Source organism: uncultured Ruegeria sp., from assembly GCF_947504215.1.
Taxonomy (GTDB): domain Bacteria; phylum Pseudomonadota; class Alphaproteobacteria; order Rhodobacterales; family Rhodobacteraceae; genus Ruegeria.
This window is the reverse complement of record NZ_CANNGO010000003.1, coordinates 316,311-339,217: the sequence shown is the minus strand read 5'-3', so window position 1 is coordinate 339,217 and position 22,907 is coordinate 316,311. Positions and strand designations below refer to the sequence as shown.

Below are 22,907 nucleotides of genomic sequence, written 5' to 3'. Positions count from 1 at the left end.
AGTAAGTTAAGAAAGTTTGAAATATGGCGATCAAGGTCGAGATGCTGCGCTGCTTCTGTACGGTCGCCCAGACCGGTAACCTTGGCGAAGCTGCAGACCGGCTAGGCCGAACGCAATCTGCGGTCTCTATGACTTTGAAACAGTTGGAAGATCATCTGGGCAAAAAACTGTTCGAGGGCGAAAGAAAGAACGCCCTTTCCCCGATGGGCAAGCAAGTGTTTGATCTGGCGCTTAAACAGGTGCGGGAATTTGATCAAACGGTGCAGAGCATCGAGGCTGCGGCCAAAGCGGAACACGGGCTGATCCGCGTTGTATCTGTTCCCTCGGTCGGGGCTTTAGTGTTTCCAGCCCTGCTTGACCACATGACAACGCGATTCCCCGGCCTGAAGATCGAGCTGCGCGATGCAGACACCCAGCAGGTTCTGGACGCCATCGCCGGGGACAAGGCGGATATCGGAATAGCATCTGGCGAACATCCGCTGAATGGGGTTAGAACGGTCCCCTTGTTTGAAGATCGCTTTGGTCTGGTCGCTGCGTCGGATCACCCGCTGATAACGCGTGCCGAGCCACCAAAAATCTCGGATCTGTTGGCCACTAGATTTGTGCGAAACGCATTATGTGATTTTATCCAATCTCCTGATTTCAAGGACGTGCTTGAAAGCTCGGAAATAGCCATACACAACACGCATTCACTGATCACGATGGTGCGGACCGGCCAATGGGCGACCGTGTTGCCGCAGACCGTCGCGCAGGTCATTCCGGATTCGACGGCCTTCAGACCTTTTGCGGACCTGCCCGATAAACGTCAGGTCTATCTCTATATACGCGAAAGGGCGCGTTTCAGGGATCTGACCGAGGCTTGCAGCTCGTTCATTTTGTCCCAGACGTTTGAGTAATGCGTGCCTCGAATGCCGCTTCAGAATTGGGGCTAACTGAGCTTGCGACCGCCCTGCCAAACGCTCTCGAGCCGTCCTGCGCCGCCAATGTGCAAGATATCGGCCGCAGCACCTGGGCAAATCCGACCAATCTGATTCTGACCGATCAGGCCGGCGGGCAGGCGGCTGGCCATCTCCAACGCCTTGGCCAGTGCTACACCGGACAATTCCGAAATGTTTTGTGCCGCATCCAGCAGCTCAAGATGGGCACCGGCCAACGTTCCGTCTGCAAGCGTCAACCGATCGCCGCTGCGGTGAATTTCCCGCCCATTCAGCGTGAAACTTTCGATATCTGATCCAGCGGTTGCCATCGCGTCGCTGACCAGAAACACACAGCCCGGCCCCTGTTTTGCGCCAAGCGCGGTTTTCATCGAGGCTGGATGCACATGGATGGCGTCCGCTATCAAACCGGCGGATAAATCGCCCAACGCGAGGGCCGCCCCTACGGTTCCGGGTTCGCGGTTTCCCATCTGGCTTTGTGCATTGAACAGATGCGTGACACAGCGCGCGCCGGCGTTCGCGGCTGCCTTACAGGCGTCATAGCTGGCATCAGTGTGGCCTAGCGACACCAGGATGCCAGCGTCAGCCATCGCCATTATTTGGGCATTTGATACACCTTCAGGGGCAACGGTGACTTTCAGAACCGGCAGCAGTGCCGCAGTTTCCAAAAGCATTTCCAGATCTGACTGCTCCATCGGACGTATCAGCGCGGCGTCATGCGCGCCTTTGCGTGATACGGACAGATGAGGCCCTTCCAGATGCAGGCCCAGTATACCGGGAATACCTTCTGCTATTGCGGCAATTGCAGCCGCTACTGCGCGCCGCGTTACCTCGGGCGTGTCGGTGATCAAAGTGGGCAGGATCGAAGTTGCGCCAATTCGGGCGTGGGCGGCTGCCATCACACGCAACGTCTCGACCTCGGGGGCATTGTTCAACATCAAGCCACCGCCGCCATTGACCTGAAGGTCGACAAATCCGGGTGCGAGGAAGCCGCCATCAACCGTTGTTGTCTGGACGTCAGGCCCAAGATCAGAAACCGGCACGACGGCTTCAATTCGGCCGTCGCGCTGCAAAACCGCATGGTCAAGCACTATGCCGTCTGGCGTCAAAACCTCGGCTCCGGTGATGGCTTGAAGCGCGCTGCTCATACCGTTTCGGTGACCTTCTTAAGATGGCGCGGCGCGTCTGGGTCGATTCCCCGAGAAGCTGCAAAAGCTTCGACCATGGAATAGAACGACACAATCAGGCTTAGCGGATCCGTCAGGGCATGATCTGTGCGGACATGATCCACTCTGACCGCCTGCTTTACCTTGTCTGTCGTCGCAAACACTTGCGCGCCTTTGGCGCTGATCGCGTCGGCGACCTCTGACAGAGGCATTTCTGCGGCATCGGCGGCAGCAAAACCCAGAACCGGAAAGCCGTCTTGTACGATCGAGACCGGCCCGTGCAAAACTTCTGCTGACGAATAGCTTTCGGCATGCAGCTGGCAGGTTTCCTTGAGCTTCAACGCAGCCTCATTCGAAACGGCCAAAGCCTGCCCTCGCCCCAAGGTGAACAGCGATGAGTTTTCACCAATTGCAGCCCGCACTTCCGGCCAGCTGATTTTGGTGGCGACGTCCATTTGCTGTGGCAAAGCCCGGATCGCAGACAACAAAGCCGCGTCCTTGCTCCATTCGGCCAGGAGCCAGAGACCGGCAACCGCCGAGGTGACAAAGGTCTTAGTTGCCGCGACGCTTAGCTCGGGGCCCGCCTGAATATCGATTGGATATGTGCTGGCCTTCGCCAACGGAGACTGAGCATCGTTGGTCAGTGCAACGGTCATGGCACCATCGCGCCCTGCGTTGCGGGCCATCGCCAGAATATCTGGGCTTTTTCCTGACTGAGATACAGACAGACAAAGCCCGTTTTGCAACTTCAAGACGGAATCATAGACCGACCCGATGGAAGGGCCTACCGAGGCAACTGGAACGCCCAGAACAATTTCGGATGCGTATTTCAGATAAGTACAGACATGATCGGACGAGCCGCGCGCAACTGTCACGATGAAGGTCGGGTCAAGGTTTCGCGCGACATCGGCGACAGCCGCGATATCGGCCTGCCCATGTGTCAGCAACCGGTCAACGGCCGCAGGTATTTCGTCGATTTCCCGGCGCATGCGGGTGATCAGATGTTGCATGTTTTGTCCTAGCTATTGGCCAAACGCAGCTCTGCCACAAAATCATAGGCATCGCCGCGGTAGATAGAGCGCGTGAATTCGACAACCCGGCGGTTGGCCAGATATGAGGTGCGTACGATGCGCAGCCCGGCTGCACCCGGCTCGACACCCAGAAGTGCAGAATCCTCGCTTTCAAGATTGATTGCAGAAATTCTTTGCAATGCCCGAACGGGCCGATTTCCGTCACGCCCTAGAACTTCGTAAAGCGACGAGTCGACAAGTTGCGGTTTCGGCAAGATATCAATCGGCAATGAGGCGCGTTCGATTGCCATTGGCCGGTCGTTGGCGCGTCGCAAACGGGATATCCGAGCGACAGCTTCGCCCGACGACAGCGCAAGTGCCATCACTTCTTCCGGTGACGGGGTGTGAACGCCACGCTCCAGCCATTCGCTGGATGAATTCAGGCCCCGCCGGGTCATGTCTTCGGTGAAGGATGTCAGCCGGGACAGAGATTGTTCCACCTTTGGCGTTCCGTCTGAAACGAAACTGCCGGATCCTTGGCGTTGGACAATGATGCCCCGGTCGACGAGATCCTGCATTGCCCGGCGAACTGTTACCCGGGACAAGCCTGTCAGAGTGGCGATCTCTCGTTCCGCGGGCAGCGGCGCACTTTCGCCCAGAAGGCCCGTTTCGATGCTCTCTTCAATCCGCTTGCGCAGACGCACGTATCGGGGCCCGGCAGCGTCCTGCATCCAGTCATCGGACTTCAGAAAGTCTTCGATTGTATCCGCAGTCATTCAGCACCCACCTTTGCGCGTTTTGCCAACCGGCGCGCCAGTTGCAGGGCTCCGTCAATGGCTGTTCCCTCCGGCTCGGTCAGCGCCGCAGCCATCTCGGCTGGCAAGTAATCCTGATAGCAGGCCGCAACGCCGCCAATGGCGCAGATTGGATCTCCGCTGGAATAGCCAAGCGCACGTAAGCCCCCCGCCAAATAGTCAGCGCCTTTCTGCATAAGCTCCTGCCCCGCCGGATCTCCTGCTTTGGCAGCGGAAACGATATCAGGTGCAAAATCCGCAACTTCTGCCTGGCGTGCAGCACCTGAGAACGCAACAATTTTCGCGGGGTCATAGTTGAATCGAGCGCCGATGTCTTGCGTCAAAGGGCTGTGGGGTCGAATACCATCCATGGCGAGCAGCACAGATCGCAAAAGCTGTTTGCCAAGCCAGTGGCCTGACGCTTCATCCCCAATCACAGGGCCATAGCCGCCAATGAAACTGATCTGACCGTCTACCTGGCGGGCCAGAAACGATCCGGTCCCGACACCCATCAGACAACCGTTATTTGATCCCAGCGCGCCAACGACTGCCGATCTGCGATCATCCTCGACTTCGACAACCCGCGAAGGCAGCTGGTTTGCAACTTCCGATGCCGCCTGTGCGTCCGTGACGCCGGCAAGGCCCGCATAGACAGGAATGTTGACCAAAGCTGACTGAGGCAGAGCTGCCTGTTCCATCAGCTTGCTCAAACCTGCGTTCAATGTGTGGATCGCTGAATCGCGATTCGAGAACACATTGGCGCTGCCCAGAGTCACCCGTAGCAGGCCCGCGGGTGAGGTCATGGCAAATCGGCAGCGCGTGCCGCCACCATCAACTGCAATAAGATATGGGAAGGACTCAGTCATATAGATACCTTTACAATACCTTTCGGCTGAAAAAAAGACCTTTGCAGAAAATTATCCGGAAAATCTCGAGAAATCGGCTGAAATAGGGAAAATTCAAAGGCTGGTATAGACAAAAGGTATTGTATAGGTATTATATGGCATACCAAGGGGGAATCATATGCTGCCGCAAACTGAAATGCTGGGTGAGGGAACGAAGGGATTGGATTTGCGTTCCGATGCCGACGTGCTCGCCTGCTTGCTTGATGCGCAAAAGGCTGCATTGAACGGTTTGGACGGGTGTCTGGCGGGGCTGTCGCAGGGCGCGGCACTTCTTTCGAACGCGATCAAGAACGGTGGACGCATACACTATGTTGCTGCTGGATCTTCAGGGTTGATGGGTCTTGCCGATGGTGCGGAATTGCCCGGCACTTACGGCCTGTCACCCGAGTCCATCTCAATTTCCATGGCTGGCGGAATTCCGACTGGGGCCGAAATGCCGGGTCATACAGAAGATGATGTCGATGCAGCCAAGGTGGCGTCGGCAGGGGTACGGTCGGGGGATGCGGTTATTGCCATATCCGCCAGCGGTTCCACACCTTTTCCGCTTGATTTTGTGCGTCACGCCCGCAGTGCTGGCGCCAAGATTATCTGCATAGCTAACAACAATGACGCTCCCTTATTCGAGCACGCGGATTGCGCGATTTTCCTGAACACGCCGCCAGAATTGATCGCAGGCTCCACTCGGATGGGGGCGGCCACCGCACAAAAGGTGGCGTTGAACATGATGTCGACGCTGATGGGCATTCGGCTGGGTCATGTTCACGACGGCATGATGGTGAATGTTGTCGCGGATAATCGCAAACTGCGCCAACGCGCAGAGGGGATAATCAAGAAGATCGCCGGCGTTTCAGATGCCGAGGCGAGCCTGGCATTACATAAGGCCGCAGGGAACTTGAAGCCGGCCATCTTGTTGGCGGCCGGCGCAACCACTGTAACGCAAGCGGATCAGATGTTGGCCCAATCCGGCGGGCATTTGCGTCCCGCGCTTGAGCAATTGTGAATGACAACAAACACTAGGGAGAGAAGACCATGAGAAAAACATCGCTTACTGTAATTTTGCTGGCGTCATCGGCCTTGGCCGGTGCGGCACAGGCCGAAACGGTGCTAACCATCGAAAGCTGGCGCAATGATGACCTGGCACTTTGGCAGGAGAAGATCATACCGGCGTTTGAAGCGCAGAACCCGGATATCAAGATCAAATTCTCACCATCTGCCCCGGCAGAATACAATGCGGCGCTGAATGCCAAGCTGGATGCAGGCTCGGCCGGTGATCTGATCACATGCCGCCCATTCGATACATCTTTGGGTCTTTATGATGCTGGCCATCTGGCTGACCTGTCCGATCTGGGCGGTATGGCCAATTTCTCGGACGTCGCAAAATCCGCCTGGCAGTCCGATGATGGCTCGGCCACGTTCTGTGTTCCTATGGCGTCTGTGATCCATGGCTTCATCTACAACAAAGACGCCTTTGCCGAATTGGGGCTGTCTGTTCCGACAACCGAGGCGGAATTCTTTGAAGTGTTGGGCAAGATCAAGGAAGACGGTAACTATATTCCGATGGCCATGGGTACCAATGACCAGTGGGAAGCGGCGACGATGGGCTATAACAACGTCGGCCCGAACTACTGGAAAGGCGAAGAAGGCCGTCTGGCTTTGATCGACGGCTCGCAGAAGCTGACGGATGAGGCCTGGGTGGCGCCGTATCGCCAGTTGGCCAAATGGGGTGAGTATCTGGGCGACGGGTATGAGGCACAGACTTATCCCGACAGTCAGAACCTGTTCACACTGGGTCGCGCGGCCGTTTATCCGGCGGGCAGTTGGGAAATCAGCGGTTTCAACAATCTGGCTGATTTCGAAATGGGCGCCTTCAAACCGCCGGTTCCGAACGCAGGCGACGATTGCTATATCTCGGACCACACGGATATTGCCATTGGCATGAATGCCGCCTCCCCCAACGCCGAGGCTGCCCGGACCTTCCTTGATTGGGTTGGATCAGAAGAGTTTGCAACGATCTATGCAAACGCGCTGCCAGGCTTCTTCTCGCTTTCGAACTTCGATGTTGCCATGGAGGACCCGCTGGCTCAGGAATTCGTCAGCTGGCGCGGAGAGTGTGGGTCGACCATCCGTTCGACCTATCAAATCCTGTCGCGCGGAACGCCGAACCTTGAAAACGAAACCTGGAACGCCTCGGTTCAGGTGATCAAAGGTGAAGAAAGCCCCGAGGATGCAGGCAAGCGGCTGCAGGATGGCTTGGCCACCTGGTACGCGCCCCATCAATAATCCACCACTCACTTGAAACCGGTTCCGGCCTTAAGGCCGGAACCACCCTGAACCGTAGAGGCACGTTATGGGCAGCAGCCGCATCAAATGGCACATCGTGGTTTTTCTTGCGCCCGCAGTGCTCGTCTACTCGGCCGTGATGGTCTTTCCGCTTTTCAATACATTGCGTTTGGCGCTGTATACCGAGGTCGATCAGTCCCGTGTGTTTGTTGGGCTGGACAACTTCCGCACCCTGTTTGGCGACCCGCTGTGGTCTGACGCGTTCTGGAATGCCTTGGGGAATAATTTCTGGTTCTTCTTCATCCACATGCTGGTTCAAAACCCCATTGGGATCGTTTTGGCTGCAATGCTGTCCCACCCGCGTTTGCGATTTGCAGCCTTCTACCGCTCTGCCATCTTTATCCCGACAATCCTGTCATTTGTGATCGTTGGCTTTGCCTGGAAACTGATCCTGTCGCCAATCTGGGGGATCGCGCCAGACATGCTGTCCGCGATCGGGTTGAAATCCCTGTATGCGCCCTGGTTGGGCAAGGAAGAATACGCGCTGACCACACTGGCGCTGGTCTCGGTCTGGCAATTCATCGGGATCCCGATGATGCTGATCTATGCCGCCCTTCTGTCGATCCCAGAAGAAATTCTGGAGGCGGCCGAGGTCGAAGGGATCACTGGTCTGGCCGCGTTCTGGAAGATCAAATTGCCGCTGATCCTGCCATCGATCGGCATCATTTCGATCCTGACATTTGTTGGCAATTTCAACGCGTTTGACTTGATCTATGCCGCACAGGGTGCGCTGGCGGGGCCGGATTTCTCGACCGATATTCTGGGCACCTTCATGTATCGCACCTTCTTCGGGTTTCAGCTGCAACTGGGGGATCCTCATATGGGGTCGGCCATCGCGACGGGCATGTTCTTCATCATCCTGGCAGGGGTCTGCATGTATTTGTTCCTGATCCAGACCCGTATCCGCCGCTATCAATTCTGAGGGAATGACCATGAACAAAGCCCGCAGAAACCCGTTCAACATTGCCGCGATGCACGGCGCGCTGATCCTGTACACATTGATCGCGCTTTTCCCGGTCTTTGTGATCGTGATCAACAGCTTCAAATCCCGTAAGGCGATCTTTCGCGAGCCGCTGGCTTTGCCTGATGCCGACACGTTTTCGATGATTGGCTACCAGACGGTGATGAAACAGGGGGATTTCTTCCTGTACTTCCAGAACTCGATGATCGTCACGGTGGCGTCGTTGTTCTTCATCCTTTTGTTCGGCGCGATGGCGGCCTTTGCGCTTAGCGAGTATCGGTTCAAGGGCAATACTTTGATGGGCCTCTATCTGGCGCTGGGCATCATGATCCCGATCCGTATCGGCACGGTGGCGATCCTTGACATGATGGTGGCAACGGGGCTTGTGAACTCGCTGATGGCCCTGATCCTTGTTTATACCGCGCAAGGTCTGCCGCTGGCCGTATTCATCCTGTCTGAGTTCATGCGCCAGGTCAGCGACGATCTGAAAAACGCAGGCCGCATTGATGGGCTGAGCGAATATACCATCTTCTTCCGGTTGGTCCTGCCGCTGGTCCGTCCAGCCATGGCAACCGTCGCTGTGTTCAACATGATCCCGATCTGGAACGACTTGTGGTTCCCGCTGATCCTGGCCCCGGCAGAAGAAACCAAGACGCTCACACTGGGCAGTCAGGTCTTCATCGGACAGTTCGTCACGGACTGGAACGCTGTTCTGTCTGCGCTAAGCATGGCGATCCTGCCGGTCATGGTTCTCTACGTGATCTTCTCGCGGCAACTGATCCGCGGCATCACGTCAGGGGCGGTCAAATGATCCGCGTTTTGATCGCAGGTTTGGGCAATATGGGTCTTAGCCACGCGCTGGCCCATCATCACCATTCCGACGCAGAAATTGCTGGGTTGGTGAATCGATCAGGTGAGGTAACTCACACTGATCTGCAAGGCTATCCGGTCTACACTGATTTCCACACTGCACTGGCCGAGACCAAACCCGATCTCGCGGTAATTGCGACCTATTCGGACAGCCATGCTGACTATGCCTGCGCGGCGATGGAGGCTGGCGCGCATGTGTTTGTCGAAAAGCCGCTGGCAACGACGGTTGAGGATGCTCGTCGTGTTGTTGCCAAAGCAGTTGAGACCAATCGTAAGCTGGTCGTTGGGTACATTCTGCGCCACCACCCGTCCTGGATGCGGTTGATTTCCGAGGCGCGCGATCTGGGCGGGCCATATGTCTTTCGCCTGAACCTGAATCAGCAGTCGACTGGCCCGACATGGGAAACTCACAAGGCGCTGATGCAGACCACGTCCCCCATCGTCGACTGTGGCGTCCACTATGTCGATGTGATGTGCCAAATCACAGAAGCGCTGCCCATTCGTGTAAACGGAATGGGCCTGCGCCTGTCTGATGAAATAGCGCCGGATATGTATAATTACGGCCAGTTTCAGGTTGTCTTCGAAGATGGTTCGGTGGGTTGGTACGAGGCCGGATGGGGCCCGATGATGTCTGAAACGGCGTTCTTCGTGAAAGACATCGTCTCACCCAACGGTGCCGTGTCGATCACCGAAGGCAACAAGGGTGACTCAGATGATGTGGACGGCCACACCAAAGTTGGTGGCATTCTGATCCATCGACCTGACGGAGACACCCTGATCGAAATGGACGGCGAACCGGGTCATCAACAGCTGTGCGATGCCGAGCAAGCCTACATGCTGCAGGCGATTGCCCAGGACATCGATCTGACCCGCCATATGAGCGACGCAGTGCAATCGCTGCGCATCTGCCTTGCCGCCGACGAAAGTATACGAACCGGCCAGCCGGTCGACCTGAAGGAGACATGACGTGACCGCCCTGACGCTGAGCAATGTGTGCAAGTCCTTTGGAAAGGTGGACGTTCTGAAGAACATCGATCTGACTGTCGAGGAAAACGAATTCGTTGTGTTTGTCGGCCCTTCGGGGTGCGGTAAATCAACCCTTCTCAGGGTGATTGCCGGGCTAGAAGACGCCACCTCGGGCACAGTTGAAATCGACGGCCAGCAGGTCAATGACGTGCCACCCGCCAAGCGCGGGATCGCCATGGTGTTCCAATCCTACGCGCTGTATCCGCATCTGACCGTGCGGGGCAACATGGTGTTGGGCCTGAAACAGGCGGGCCATCCCAAAGATGAGATCGAGCGGCGGATCGCCGAGGCGAGCCGGATGCTGTCGCTGGAACCCTATCTGGACCGGCGCCCGGCCGAGCTGTCCGGCGGACAGCGTCAGCGGGTTGCCATCGGGCGCGCAATTGTGCGCAACCCCAAACTGTTCCTGTTTGACGAGCCATTATCCAACCTCGACGCGGCGCTGCGCCTGAATACAAGGGTCGAGATTGCCAATCTTCACCGTCAGCTGGATGCCAGCATGATCTACGTGACCCACGATCAGACCGAAGCGATGACACTTGCCGACAAGATCGTTGTCCTGCGGGATGGCCGGGTCGAACAAATCGGCAGCCCGATGGAGTTGTACAACGACCCAGCCAATCGGTTTGTCGCCGAATTCATTGGATCGCCCGCGATGAATTTTGTGCCCGCTGATATGATTGGCGGCAACACAGGGACGTTTATTGGCATTCGCCCGGAATACGCTCAGCTTGGTCAGACCGGGCAGCTAAACGGGACTGTGATCCATGTTGAAAAGCTGGGCGCCGACACAAATGCGATGATCAATATTGGCACAGACAAGCCCTTTACAGTTCGTGCTTTTGGCCAGCACGACGTGTTGCCCGGCGCGGAAGTCGGTATCAGCTTTGATCAGGCCAAAGTTCTGTCCTTTGGCGAGGACGGGAAAAGGCTTTAAGCCAAGCCCTGCGTTAAGTCGAGAAGACTAGAAAGCCTTGGGTGCATCTAGTCCGATACACCCAGGGCACTTCGTGATGACTGAACCAATTCCATCTGGGGCCTACTCGAATAACGGGCGCAGTCAATTCGTCAATATTTCCGTCACTTAGACGGATTGACAGTTGATTTCGTCAAGATTGACCCTCTGAAACGGCCGCTTGCTGCTTCATTCTCTTAGGAAACACCAAGAGGAGGCACGCAATGTCCTGGAATGTATGCGTCGTTGGGGCTGGCAAAATCGGGCAGATGATTGCCACGTTGTTAAAAGGCTCAGCAAATTACAGCGTCACTGTCGCGGATCATGATCTGAAAGCGCTGGGCGAGATTGCCAAATTGGGCGTCGCCACGAAACAGATCGACGCCAAAGACGCGGACGGGCTGGCCCAAGGCCTGACCGGATTTGATGCGGTGATTTCTGCCGCGCCTTTTTTCCTGACCCCAACAATCGCCAAGGCCGCCAAGGATGCAGGCGCGCATTACTTCGATTTGACCGAGGATGTGGCTGCCACAAACGCTGTCCGCGCGCTTGCCGATGACAGTGAAACGGCCTTTATGCCGCAATGCGGGTTGGCGCCGGGCTTTGTAGGGATTTCAGGTGCGTCGCTTGCGGCGGAGTTCGATGAAATCGACAGCCTGCATATGCGGGTGGGGGCGCTGCCTCTCTACCCGACCAACGCGTTGAAATACAATCTGACCTGGTCAACCGATGGGTTGATCAATGAATACTGCAATCCCTGCGATGCCATTGTGAATGGCAAACTGGTCAAGACCGCACCACTGGAGGATTACGAAGTTCTGGGTCATGACGGCGTAGAATACGAGTGTTTCAATACCTCAGGTGGTCTGGGTACCTTGCCCGAAACGCTGGACGGAAAGGCACGTGCTGTATCCTATCGCTCGATCCGGTATCCGGGGCATTGTGATATCCTGAAGCTGCTGCTCAAGGATCTTGGTCTCGAAAATCGTCGCGACCTTTTGAAAGAGATTTTCGAATCCGCCCTGCCACGCACGGATCAGGATGTGGTGCTGGTCTATTGCACCGCCAAAGGCCTGATCAACGGTGAGCTGCGAGAGAAATCGCTGATCAATAAATCCTTTGCACGCACCATCAACGGACAGGTCTGGAGCGCGATTCAGGTCACCACCGCAGCAGGTGTGCTGGGCGTGGTGGATCTGATGCGCACCGGCGCATTGCCGTCCACTGGATTTATCCGACAGGAGCAGGTGAAGCTCTCCGATTTCCTGAACACCGAGTTTGGCCGGCTGTATCGCGCCGGCGATGTGACCCAACAAAACAAGGCGGCTTGAGACATGAAAGACGTTGTAATGACAGCAGAAACCATCTTTGCAAAACTGGATATGACCACGGCAGAACTGACCGGTGGCACATTGCCGGTGACCTCGCCCATCGACGGTGGCCTGCTGGCCGAGGTGCATGAAACACCGGTCAGCGATATGGATGCGGTAATTGTCCGCTCCAAGGCGGCCTTCAAAGCGTGGCGTACGGTTCCAGCCCCGCGCCGGGGTGAACTTATCCGACTGCTGGGCGAAGAACTGCGCGAGGCCAAGGAAGATCTGGGCGCATTGGTCAGCTGGGAAGCGGGTAAGATCACTTCCGAAGGTTTGGGCGAAGTGCAGGAGATGATTGACATCTGTGACTTTGCCGTGGGCCTGTCACGCCAGCTTTACGGTTTGACCATTGCATCGGAACGCCCCGGTCACCGGATGATGGAAACATGGCATCCTGCCGGTCCCGTCGGCGTAATCTCGGCCTTCAACTTCCCGGTCGCGGTCTGGTCCTGGAACGCGGCATTGGCTTTGGTGTGCGGTGATCCAGTGATCTGGAAGCCGTCCGAGAAAACACCGCTGACCGCGATGGCCTGTCAGAAGATTTTCGAACGTGCATTGGTCCGATTTGGCGACGCACCCGAAGGTCTGTTGCAAACGCTGGTTGGCGGTGCGGCGCTGGGCGAGGCATTGGTGGCCAGCGAGGACGTACCGGTCATTTCCGCTACCGGTTCCACCCGTATGGGCCGCGCAGTTGCCCCGATTGTGGCGCAGCGGTTTGGCAAATGCATTTTGGAACTGGGCGGCAACAACGCCATGATCGTCGGCCCGTCGGCCGATCTGGAAATGGCGGTGCGCGCAATCGTGTTCTCGGCCGTTGGCACCGCAGGACAGCGTTGTACCACATTGCGCCGGCTGATTGCTCACAACTCGATCAAGGACGAATTGGTCGCGCGTCTGAAAAAGGCCTATGCTGGCCTGCCAATTGGCGATCCGCTGGCAGAAGGCATTCTGGTCGGGCCGCTGGTGGATGAGGCGTCGGGCGCTGCAATGACTGCAGCGCTGAAGTCCGCCGAAGCCGAAGGCGGGTCGGTGTTCGGCGGCAATCGCGTGACGGACGGTGTACCAGCTGGTGTTTACATGGAGCCGGCGATTGTCGAAATGCCCGGTCAATCCGCGACCGTGAAGGCTGAAACGTTTGCCCCGATCCTCTATGTCATGGGCTATGACGATTTTGATGAGGCGCTGGAAATTCAGAATGACGTGCCGCAGGGTCTGTCCTCTTGTGTGTTTACGTTGAACATGCGTGAGGCCGAACAATTCCTGACAGCCGCTGGATCGGATTGTGGTATTGCCAACGTCAATATCGGCCCGTCGGGTGCCGAAATCGGTGGTGCGTTTGGCGGTGAGAAAGAAACCGGCGGCGGGCGTGAAAGCGGATCAGATGCTTGGAAGGCCTATATGCGTCGTCAGACAAACACGGTGAACTATTCGGCCGAATTGCCTCTGGCGCAGGGCGTCAAATTCGATATCTGAAGATGTTTCCGGCGGTGCTGACCCGCGCCGCCGGATACTTTGTGATCAGTCGGAAAACAGATAGTCCAGCCGCATCACCGCCTGGGCTTTTTCGGCCCCAATCCCCAGAAACTTGGCGATAACTGCTTCGTTCTCAGTTCGGTCCGATGTCTCGCGAATGCGCAAGTAGCCGTCAAACTCGGCATTGCGGATCTGTTCAGATTCATACGCCAGATCATTGTGAAGTGTGGGTAACAGGCGTGATACGGTTTCTGACGGGCTGTTCTCACCTGCCAACCCAACGCGTCGGGCATGGCCGATCAGATACTCGTCCGAGTATTCGCATTCGATCTCCAGCACACGCGTTTTGGCCTTGTCACGGCAAAAATCGCGGATGATGTCCAGATTGGCAGGGTCCAGGCACAAAACCAGCCGGTCCGCCCCAAACCCTTCGAATAACATGCGAACCACAGACCGCCGGTGTCTGGACCGCTTCGTCAATGTCGTTTCGATCCCCCCAAGATCTGGCAGCGGGGTGTCTTGTTCGTTGAACAGATATTCGACACACGGGATATCTGTTTCTGATGCAATCTGATCCACCAACCGTTTGGCCACGTGCCACTTTTTGCACACAACCAGGAACAACTCACGCTCTGGTCCCAGCGTGTTTTCCGTTTCCCAGAACCGCTGGCCAAACCTGCGGCCGACACGCCCCCGCCCTGTCAGGAAAGCATGCAGGTTGCGGCCCTCGTTCGAGATCGGAAAATCAACGCCTTCGCTGGCGTATAATGCGCCCAGCCGGTCTTTCAGCTCATGCGCCTCGGGGCTGATTTTGCGGGCAAATAGATAATCCTGACCCAACAGCATGTCGTAGTGGTCGTTGTAGAACGTGACGGGCATTCCGTAGTCTGAGAACATCAAGAAGGTAAGTGTGCGGTTTTCGATCTCGCCCTTTGGGATCAGGTGGCGGACGAGAGTTTGAAAAAACGTCTCGTCTGGGATCCAGGTGGTCGAGAAGAACCGGATCACATCGCGGCGCTGGTTCAGGAAATCCAGAATCATTTCGATGGTTCTGCGGCGCAGGCACCACCATTGGCTGCCGATCATCATCTGGATGTCTTTTGGGATGTCCCGGGTCAGGCCGAAACGTTTCTGCATTTCGAAAGACGCGTAGAACAGCCCGCTTTGCGTGCGTTCGTTAAAGTAGTGGCGATAGATCAGACGGTCTTCTTTCATACCAGTCTTGATCCAGTTGCTCTCAAAGAAGTCATGGCTTTCGATAAAATCCAAGTCGTTCTCGTCGAGGAATTGATGCGCGTATTCAGCGGTCTTGATCGCCATGCAATCGCCCGAAAGCATGTAGAAATGCGTGGCACGGGGAAAAGCGTCAACAGCAGCCTGCAGGGCGTTTAGCGTGGCTTGAACCAGCGACCATTCTCCCCAGCCGCATTTGATGCGTTTGCTGGCGAATGTGACGTTTGGATTGTCCTTCAGTGCAGCGCGGATGCGATCATAGTCCGCCGCATTGGCGCGGGCATCGAAGTGAATCGCCATGCAATCCCCGACGGCAGTTAGCTGCTCGGCCTGTGCGATGATCGCATCAGGGTCTTTGTGACAAAGCAAAATATAGGCAATCTTTGCCATGAGGTTTACGCAATTTCCGTTTCTGCCCGTTTCCAACCGTGATACTGAGGATGAACGATTGAATAAACAGAATATTTTTGGTTCTTTGGTCTCAAATGCTGGCACGTCCAATTTAGGCCCGGCCAGTATAGGAGGCGCAGCAGATGGGTTTTCCCGGCACCTGGATGACCGAGAGCGAGAGTATGGTATACCGTGTGGTGCCAAAATGTGCTTGCTCGACCATTGGTCAGATCATGTATTTTTCGGATCATGGTCATTTTTTTGACGGCGATATTCATGATGCCAAAGGTGGTATGCACAAATGGGCGTTTGATCAAAGCCAAGGCTTGATCTCCACGAATGTCCGTAATCACGCGTCGTTTTCTTTCACCTGTGTGCGCAACCCGTACACAAGAATCCTTAGTTCATTTTTCGACAAGATCTGTGGCATCCAGCGCAACGGTAAAAGATACCGGGGCAATCTGGTTCCGACGCTGATCTACAACTATGGGATTGAAGTCGGCGGTGACGACGGAAAAGGTGAGTTTGACCAAATCGCCAGCTTCCGCCGATTTTTGCTGTTTGCGCGCGACACGATCCGGTGGCGTAGGCCCATGGATCCGGACATTCACTGGTCTGCCATGTCGGGCCACGTCTCGACCTTCATAGTGAATGGCGGGCAATATGACAGGATATTCTGGACCGAGAAATTCAATGACGGCATGCAAGGTGTATTGGACAAAACGGACACGCAGCACGCGATAGCTCTGTCAGATATTCCTCGGTTTAACGAATCCGAGGGGCACGGACCCAAACGCGCCCATCCTGTCGAGGACTATTTCGACGACCTGTCGATGCATCTGGTCTATGAAATCTACAAGCAGGATTTCGAGCTGTTCAAATACGATTTTCATGACCCGTCCAACAAGATGCCGATTGGTGAGATTGATCTGGACGAGGTTCACGCCAAATTGGGCGACTGATCGCTGGCAAACTCTCCCGCCCATCGTCAATGTCTCTTGCGAGACATCTCCTCTGGTTGGGCCCGGCGCCGCGCTCTGCGCGGCGCCGGGCCCAAGACCGACCACCGTATGGGCGAAGCCGATGCGGCGGATCGGGCGCGGGAGTACTTGGGTTCAGTTAAAGCTCTCGAACAGCGCCTTTTGCCGCGCTGGTTGTCAGTTTTGCATAGGCCTTAAGCGCAGTAGAGACCTTGCGCTTGCGCGGTGCCGCAGGAACCCAACCTTTTTCGTCTTGAGATTTGCGGCGCTCTGCGAGGTCTTCATCAGACACCGCAAGATGGATTGTTCGGTTAGGAATATCGATTTCGATCTTGTCGCCGGTTTGCACGAGGCCGATCTCGCCACCTTCCGCGGCTTCGGGTGAAACATGACCAATTGAAAGACCTGACGTGCCGCCCGAAAACCGTCCATCGGTCAGCAAGGCGCAGGCCTTGCCGAGGCCTTTGGATTTCAGATATGAGGTCGGGTACAACATCTCCTGCATCCCCGGTCCGCCGCGCGGCCCCTCGTAGCGGATGACGACAACATCCCCTTCTTTGACCTTACCCGTCAGAATATCGCTGACGGCTTGATCCTGACTTTCACAAACATAGGCCGATCCGGTGAACTTCAGAATGTTCTCGTCGACACCAGCCGTTTTTACGATGCAACCGTCGCGGGCGATGTTACCGAACAGAACTGCAAGACCGCCATCCTGGCTAAAGGCATGTTCTTTGGAGCGGATCACACCGCCTTCGCGATCTGTATCCAGCTCTTTGTAACGGTTGGACTGGCTAAACGCCTGCGTGGTGCGGACGCCACCTGGTGCCGCTTTGAACAGATCCTGAGCCCTTGGGTTGTTGGCGACCTTGATGTCCCAATTGGCAATGGCCTCGGCCATCGTGGGCGAGTGGACCGTGCTGCAATCATCGTGAAACAACCCCGCACGGCTCAACTCTCCAAGGATCGAGAAGATGCCGCCCGCACGGTGGACGTCTTCCATATGCACATTCTCGGTATTGGGCGCGACCTTGCACAGGCATGGCACTTTTCGGCTAAGCCGGTCCATGTCGGTCATTGTGAAATCGACATTGCCTTCATACGCGATGGCCAACAGATGCAGGACCGTATTGGTCGACCCGCCCATCGCGATATCCAAACTCATGGCGTTCTCAAACGCCTCAAACGTGGCGATCTCACGCGGCAAGAAGCCTTTCTCATCCAGATCATAGTGGCGCTTGGTGATCTCGACGATTCTGCGCCCGGCTTCCAGAAACAGCTCTTTCCGGTCGGCATGGGTGGCAAGGGTCGAGCCGTTGCCCGGCAGGGCCAGACCAAGCGCCTCGGCCAAACAGTTCATCGAGTTGGCAGTGAACATGCCTGAACATGACCCGCAGGTAGGGCACGCGTTTTCTTCGATATGTTTGACCTGTTCGTCCGTGAACCTGTCGTCTGCAGCAGCAACCATCGCGTCCACCAGGTCGATCTTCTTAGCGTCCAGATCGGCGATGTCGATCTTGCCCGCCTCCATCGGGCCACCCGAAACAAAGATCGCCGGAATGTTGAGCCGCATCGCGGCCATCAACATGCCGGGGGTGATCTTGTCGCAGTTCGAGATGCAGACCATCGCATCGGCGCAATGGGCATTGACCATATACTCCACACTGTCGGCGATCACCTCGCGGGAAGGCAGCGAATAGAGCATCCCGTCGTGACCCATGGCGATGCCGTCATCCACGGCGATGGTGTTGAATTCTTTGGCGACACCACCTGCGGCCTCGACTTCGCGCGCGACCATCTGACCCAGATCTTTCAGGTGCACGTGGCCGGGCACAAACTGAGTGAAAGAGTTGACGATGGCGACGATCGGTTTGCCAAAATCGCCATCGGTCATGCCGGTGGCGCGCCACAGGCCACGGGCACCGGCCATGTTGCGGCCATGAGTGGAGGTTCTGGATCGGTACATTGGCATGATGCTGTTTCCCTTTTGCCCTACCTGCGGTATCTGGGTGCGTATGTTATAGCGCACGTATCATATGTGCGTTATAACGTACAAGGGAAATCGCAGGGCACTGGCATGGAAACATTGGCTGAAACTGGCGAAATCACGCTAAAACTGAGGGATGTGCGGGCAGCCTCGGGGCTGAGCTTGTCAAAAGCTTCGGAATTGACCGGGGTCAGCAAAGCAATGCTGGGCCAGATCGAACGCGGCGAATCAAGCCCGACGATTGCCACCTTGTGGAAGATTGCCAAAGGGTTTCAGCTGCCTCTCAGTGCGCTGATCGGAACGTCTGTTTTGCGTGACTCATCGGATGCGAACATGTTTCGAACGGTGACTTTTCCAGGCAGTATCGAAGTAAAGATCGTGTTTCCGTTTGACCCGGTTTTGGGGGCAGAGACCTTTCACGTTTCCCTGACTCCAAACCAATGCCACGAATCGCCAGCCCATGCTGCCGGAGTTACCGAAGAGGTATTTGTCCTTGATGGGGCCCTTGACGTTTTGCGCGACGATGAATGGGTTTCGCTGCACGCGGGGCAGGGTCTGCGGTTCTCGGCGGATGTCCCACACGGGTATCGCGCAGGGCAAACAGGAGCGATGTTCCTGAATATGCATCACTATGGGCAAACGGCTGCGTCAGAGCCGGTTACCTGAACCAAGTTTCCACCCGCTGAACTGATAATGAGGGCTATTGATGGCTGCTTTTTTGGACACGTTGACTTGGGCCGATGCCCTCGGGTCGTTTGGCGCACTGGTTGTGGTCGGGGCTTATTTCGCGACGCAGATGCGCATGATGAACTCCGATGATCTGGCCTTTCCGGTGATCAACCTGCTTGGGTCAATTCTGATCGTTTATTCCTTGCTGCAGAACTTCAATCTGGCCTCGATGCTGATCGAAAGTTTCTGGATCGCAATCAGCTTTATCGGAATTATACAGCATATCAGGCTGCGTCGCGCGCGATGAAGACGTGAAACAGCGCTAACATCCTCCATCCAGTCTTGAATACGCATCCCGCCAAGTATAGGGAAACTCCTGCACGTTTTGGGGAGGCATTGATGCTGGACGATCCGAAAACCCTGGTGTCTACCGAATGGCTGGCCGCTCATATGAAGGACCCGGATCTGCGGATTCTGGATGGGTCGTGGTACCTGCCGCAACAGGGGCGTGACGCCAAATCCGAATACGATGCGGGCCACATCCCGGGCGCTCGGTTTTTTGACATCGATGACATCTCTGATCAGCGATCAGATTTGCCACATATGGCGCCGCCGGTCGAAAAGTTCATGTCGCGTCTTCGCGCTATGGGCGTGGGCGACGGCCATCAGGTGGTGGTCTATGACGGTGCCGGTCTTATGTCTTCAGCGCGCGTCTGGTGGTTGTTCCGTCTGATGGGACAAGAAAACATTGCCGTTCTGGATGGGGGCTTGCCAAAATGGCAGGCCGAAGGGTGTGAAATCGAGGATCTGCCGCCTGTTGTCCGCGACCGCCACATGACCGTGCGGGTGCAAAATCAGCTTGTGCGCGATGTCACGCAAGTCTCTGCCGCTGCCAAGCTAGGCGACCACGAAATCATAGACGCGCGCGCGGCGGGCCGGTTCACGGGTACAGACCCCGAACCGCGCGAAGGGTTGCGGTCGGGGCGCATCCCTGGCTCTCGCAACGTGCCTTTCGGTGCATTGCTGAACAGAAACCATACGATGAAATCACCCGAGGAGTGCCGCGCCATTTTCGAGGCCGCAGGCGTCGATCTGTCGAAACCCGCGATCACATCCTGCGGGTCGGGCGTGACAGCCGCGATCCTTAGCCTTGCGCTTGAGCGCATGGGCAAGAAAGATCACTCGCTTTATGACGGCTCCTGGGCTGAATGGGGTGCCTTCCCGACCCTGCCCGTCGCAACCGGAGAGAACTGATGTTCGAACATCTCAAACCGCAACCTGCCGACAAGATTCTGGCGCTTATGCAAATGTACCGCGAGGACCCGCGGGATCAAAAGATCGATCTCGGTGTCGGCGTCTACAAGAATGCTGATGGTATCACCCCGGTGATGCGCGCGGTGAAAGCAGCTGAAAAGCGCATTCTGGAGGAGCAGGAGAGCAAAGCTTACACCGGCCTTGCCGGTGATCCGGCCTATGCCGATGCGATGATTGATCTGATCCTTAGTGCATCCGTCCCGCGCGCCAATATTGCCGCCGTTGCGACTCCGGGTGGCACCGGTGCCTGCCGTCAGGCGTTCGAGATGATCCGCATGGCCAACCCTGAGGCCCGCGTCTTCGTATCGAACCCAACTTGGCCCAACCACCTGTCGATCCTGAACTATCTGGGCATGGAAGCGGTTCCTTACCGCTATTTTGACGACGAGACCCGTGGCGTCGATTTCGACGGTATGATCGAGGACCTGAAAACTGCCAATGCTGGCGACGTCGTCCTATTGCATGGCTGCTGCCACAACCCGACCGGGGCCAACCTGAACATGGTCCAGTGGCAAGACGTCGTGAACATCATCAATGAGCTTGGTCTCGTGGCGATGATCGACATCGCCTATCAGGGCTTTGGCGACGGCCTTGAGGAAGACGCGCAGGCGACCCGTCTGGTGGCCTCGTCCGTCAAACGATGCCTGATCGCGGCGTCCTGCTCGAAGAACTTCGGCGTTTATCGTGAGCGCACTGGCCTACTGATGGCAATCAGCGATGATGCGGCGCAAACGGCGCTGAACCAGTCGACGCTGGCCTTCCTGAACCGCCAGAACTACTCCTTCCCACCGGATCACGGGGCAAGAGTTGTAACAACGATCCTGACAGACCCGGAACTTCGCGCGGACTGGGAAGCAGAGCTGGAAGAGGTCCGTCTGTCGATGTTGGACCTGCGTCAACAACTGGCCGATGAGTTGCAGCGCCACAGCGGTTCAGATCGCTTCGGGTTTATCGCACAGCATCGCGGTATGTTCTCGCGCCTCGGCGCTGCACCGGACCTGGTTGAGCAACTGCGGGGCGATCACGGTATCTATATGGTTGGTGACAGCCGGTTGAACATCGCAGGCCTGAACGCCACAACTGTGCCGATCTTGGCCAAAGCGATTGTCGACGTCGGCGTCTAACGAACACGATTTAGAACAAGAGAACCCGGACGCAAGCGCCCGGGTTTTCGTGTCTTTTGAATCAAGGTCTAGCCTTTGGAGAACTCTGGATAGGCTTCCATACCCAGTTCGGCCATGTCGAGGCCATTGATCTCGTCCTCTTCACTGACGCGGATGCCCATGGCGGCCTTCAGGATGGACCATAGGATCAAGGCGGCGACGAAAGTGAAGATGCCGTAGGCCACGATACCGGTCAGCTGAGTGATCAGGCTGGCCTCACCGTAGAAGATCACGGCGATGGTGCCCCAAATGCCTGCGAACAGGTGAACCGGGATGGCACCGACCACGTCGTCGATCTTGAACTTGTCCAGCATGGGAACCGCGAAGACAACGATGATACCGCCGACTGCACCGATCCAAAGCGCGCCGAACAGGGTCGGCGCCAGAGGCTCGGCAGTGATCGAGACGAGACCAGCAAGCGCGCCGTTCAGAACCATGGTCAGATCAGGCTTTTTGTACAGAACCTGTGTCATGATCAGGGCGGCAACAGCGCCCGCCGCAGCGGCCATGTTGGTGTTAGCAAAGATGCGCGATACGTCAGATACGTCACCCACGGTGCCCATCGCCAGCTGCGAGCCGCCGTTGAAGCCGAACCAACCCAGCCACAGGATGAATGTCCCCAAGGTGGCTAGCGCCAGGTTTGAACCGGGCATCGGGTGGACTTTGCCGTCCTTATATTTGCCGATACGCGGGCCAAGGATGAGACAGCCAGCCAGAGCCGCCCAGCCACCGACCGAGTGCACAACAGTTGAGCCAGCAAAGTCAGAGAAGCCTGCTTCGGACAACCAGCCGCCGCCCCACTGCCAGGACCCAGAGATCGGGTAAAGCACACCGGTCAGCACGATCACGAAGATCAGGAAAGGCCACAGTTTGATCCGTTCCGCCACGGCACCCGAAACTATCGAGGCGGTTGCGGCCACAAACACCAGCTGAAAGAAGAAGTCCGAGCCAACCGACGCATAATCCAGCGCCGCTTCCGCGGCGGGGACTCCCACGGGATCCAGAACTGTGGTTGAGAAGAACGGGCCAACCCAACCCGCTATGGTCCAGCCGTCGCCAGGGTACATCAGGTTGAAGCCGATAAGCCAGTACATGATTGCGGCAAAGGAAAACAGCGCCACGTTCTTGATCATCTGCATGGCAACGTTTTTCGATCGCACCAGCCCGCCTTCGAGCATGGCAAAACCAGCGGCCATAAAAAACACCAGAAAGCCCGCCATCAAGAACAGCAAGGTGGTGAAGATGTATTGTGTATGCAGCGCAGCTTCGCCGGTTGCGGCGTCCTCTTGCGCAAGACCCATCTGCGGCAGCACGACGATCGCGGCGGCAGGGATGAGAGATTTCATCAGGTTCATTGTCAGTC

21 protein-coding genes are annotated in these 22,907 nt (G+C 56.6%); 14 read left to right on the top strand and 7 right to left on the bottom strand.

Annotation, left to right across the window (positions count from 1 at the left end; translation table 11 throughout):
- Positions 1-23 precede the first annotated feature (23 nt).
- Positions 24-896, top strand: coding sequence for a LysR family transcriptional regulator (locus tag Q1B21_RS08845; protein ID WP_299082380.1), 873 nt, complete (start codon positions 24-26; stop codon positions 894-896).
- Positions 897-928: 32 nt separating this feature from the next.
- Here Q1B21_RS08845 and nagA read toward each other — a convergent pair whose 3' ends face one another.
- Genes nagA through Q1B21_RS08825 form a run of 4 tightly spaced genes read right to left on the bottom strand, consistent with a single transcriptional unit; the run spans position 929 to position 4,771 of the window.
- A complete protein-coding gene (gene nagA / locus Q1B21_RS08840; protein ID WP_299888439.1) occupies positions 929-2,083 on the bottom strand; it encodes an N-acetylglucosamine-6-phosphate deacetylase in 1,155 nt (384 codons plus the stop codon).
- Positions 2,080-3,111, bottom strand: coding sequence for an SIS domain-containing protein (locus tag Q1B21_RS08835; RefSeq protein WP_299888436.1), 1,032 nt, complete (start codon positions 3,109-3,111; stop codon positions 2,080-2,082). The genes nagA and Q1B21_RS08835 overlap by 4 nt, the downstream gene beginning before the upstream one ends.
- An 8-nt stretch (positions 3,112-3,119) precedes the next feature.
- Positions 3,120-3,887: a GntR family transcriptional regulator gene (locus Q1B21_RS08830; RefSeq protein ID WP_298936506.1), complete on the bottom strand. Its 768-nt coding sequence runs from the start codon at positions 3,885-3,887 to the stop codon at positions 3,120-3,122.
- Positions 3,884-4,771, bottom strand: a complete 888-nt coding sequence (locus Q1B21_RS08825; protein WP_299888433.1) for a BadF/BadG/BcrA/BcrD ATPase family protein — start codon at positions 4,769-4,771, stop codon at positions 3,884-3,886. Before Q1B21_RS08825 ends, Q1B21_RS08830 begins: the two co-directional genes overlap by 4 nt.
- A gap of 157 nt (positions 4,772-4,928) precedes the next feature.
- On the opposite strand from Q1B21_RS08825, the gene Q1B21_RS08820 reads away from it, so the two are divergent.
- From Q1B21_RS08820 to Q1B21_RS08785, 8 genes are all read left to right on the top strand, one after another.
- Positions 4,929-5,810, top strand: a complete 882-nt coding sequence (locus tag Q1B21_RS08820; RefSeq protein ID WP_299888430.1) for an N-acetylmuramic acid 6-phosphate etherase — start codon at positions 4,929-4,931, stop codon at positions 5,808-5,810.
- Between the two features lie 29 nt (positions 5,811-5,839).
- A complete protein-coding gene (locus Q1B21_RS08815) occupies positions 5,840-7,090 on the top strand; it encodes an ABC transporter substrate-binding protein (RefSeq protein ID WP_298936503.1) in 1,251 nt (416 codons plus the stop codon).
- 67 nt (positions 7,091-7,157) lie between these two features.
- Positions 7,158-8,072 (top strand): carbohydrate ABC transporter permease, encoded by a 915-nt coding sequence (locus Q1B21_RS08810; RefSeq protein ID WP_299888426.1) that lies wholly within the window; start codon positions 7,158-7,160, stop codon positions 8,070-8,072.
- Positions 8,073-8,082: 10 nt separating this feature from the next.
- On the top strand, positions 8,083-8,922 hold the full coding sequence (locus Q1B21_RS08805) for a carbohydrate ABC transporter permease (protein WP_120631798.1): 840 nt from the start codon (positions 8,083-8,085) through the stop codon (positions 8,920-8,922).
- On the top strand, positions 8,919-9,947 hold the full coding sequence (locus Q1B21_RS08800; RefSeq protein ID WP_299888422.1) for a Gfo/Idh/MocA family oxidoreductase: 1,029 nt from the start codon (positions 8,919-8,921) through the stop codon (positions 9,945-9,947). The genes Q1B21_RS08805 and Q1B21_RS08800 overlap by 4 nt, the downstream gene beginning before the upstream one ends.
- 1 nt (position 9,948) lies before the next feature.
- Positions 9,949-10,944, top strand: a complete 996-nt coding sequence (locus tag Q1B21_RS08795) for an ABC transporter ATP-binding protein (protein ID WP_299888419.1) — start codon at positions 9,949-9,951, stop codon at positions 10,942-10,944.
- A 242-nt stretch (positions 10,945-11,186) separates the two neighbouring features.
- Positions 11,187-12,293, top strand: a complete 1,107-nt coding sequence (locus Q1B21_RS08790) for a saccharopine dehydrogenase family protein (RefSeq protein ID WP_299888416.1) — start codon at positions 11,187-11,189, stop codon at positions 12,291-12,293.
- A gap of 18 nt (positions 12,294-12,311) precedes the next feature.
- Positions 12,312-13,808, top strand: coding sequence for an aldehyde dehydrogenase family protein (locus tag Q1B21_RS08785; RefSeq protein WP_299888526.1), 1,497 nt, complete (start codon positions 12,312-12,314; stop codon positions 13,806-13,808).
- 45 nt (positions 13,809-13,853) lie between these two features.
- Here the strand turns inward: Q1B21_RS08785 and Q1B21_RS08780 are convergent, their stop codons facing one another.
- Complete coding sequence (locus Q1B21_RS08780; RefSeq protein ID WP_299888413.1) at positions 13,854-15,431, bottom strand: DUF5928 domain-containing protein; 1,578 nt, start codon at positions 15,429-15,431, stop codon at positions 13,854-13,856.
- Positions 15,432-15,574: 143 nt separating this feature from the next.
- On the opposite strand from Q1B21_RS08780, the gene Q1B21_RS08775 reads away from it, so the two are divergent.
- A complete protein-coding gene (locus Q1B21_RS08775; protein WP_299888410.1) occupies positions 15,575-16,393 on the top strand; it encodes a sulfotransferase family protein in 819 nt (272 codons plus the stop codon).
- 157 nt (positions 16,394-16,550) lie between these two features.
- On the opposite strand, the gene ilvD is transcribed toward Q1B21_RS08775, so the two are convergent.
- Positions 16,551-18,383 carry a dihydroxy-acid dehydratase gene (gene ilvD, locus Q1B21_RS08770; RefSeq protein WP_299888407.1) on the bottom strand — a complete coding sequence of 611 codons (1,833 nt, stop codon included), beginning with the start codon at positions 18,381-18,383 and terminating at the stop codon, positions 16,551-16,553.
- A gap of 105 nt (positions 18,384-18,488) precedes the next feature.
- Here ilvD and Q1B21_RS08765 point away from each other — a divergent pair, with 105 nt between their 5' ends.
- The 4 genes from Q1B21_RS08765 to Q1B21_RS08750 all read left to right on the top strand — a co-directional run bounded on the left by Q1B21_RS08765 (position 18,489) and on the right by Q1B21_RS08750 (position 21,505).
- On the top strand, positions 18,489-19,064 hold the full coding sequence (locus tag Q1B21_RS08765) for a helix-turn-helix domain-containing protein (protein ID WP_299082361.1): 576 nt from the start codon (positions 18,489-18,491) through the stop codon (positions 19,062-19,064).
- Positions 19,065-19,104: 40 nt separating this feature from the next.
- Positions 19,105-19,374, top strand: a complete 270-nt coding sequence (locus Q1B21_RS08760; protein ID WP_298936492.1) for a hypothetical protein — start codon at positions 19,105-19,107, stop codon at positions 19,372-19,374.
- A gap of 92 nt (positions 19,375-19,466) precedes the next feature.
- Positions 19,467-20,321, top strand: a complete 855-nt coding sequence (gene sseA, locus Q1B21_RS08755; protein ID WP_299888403.1) for a 3-mercaptopyruvate sulfurtransferase — start codon at positions 19,467-19,469, stop codon at positions 20,319-20,321.
- Positions 20,321-21,505 carry an amino acid aminotransferase gene (locus Q1B21_RS08750; protein ID WP_299888400.1) on the top strand — a complete coding sequence of 395 codons (1,185 nt, stop codon included), beginning with the start codon at positions 20,321-20,323 and terminating at the stop codon, positions 21,503-21,505. The genes sseA and Q1B21_RS08750 overlap by 1 nt, the downstream gene beginning before the upstream one ends.
- 68 nt (positions 21,506-21,573) lie before the next feature.
- Here Q1B21_RS08750 and Q1B21_RS08745 read toward each other — a convergent pair whose 3' ends face one another.
- Entirely contained in the window at positions 21,574-22,899 is a 1,326-nt protein-coding gene (locus Q1B21_RS08745) for an ammonium transporter (RefSeq protein ID WP_299082357.1), read from the bottom strand.
- Positions 22,900-22,907 lie beyond the last annotated feature (8 nt).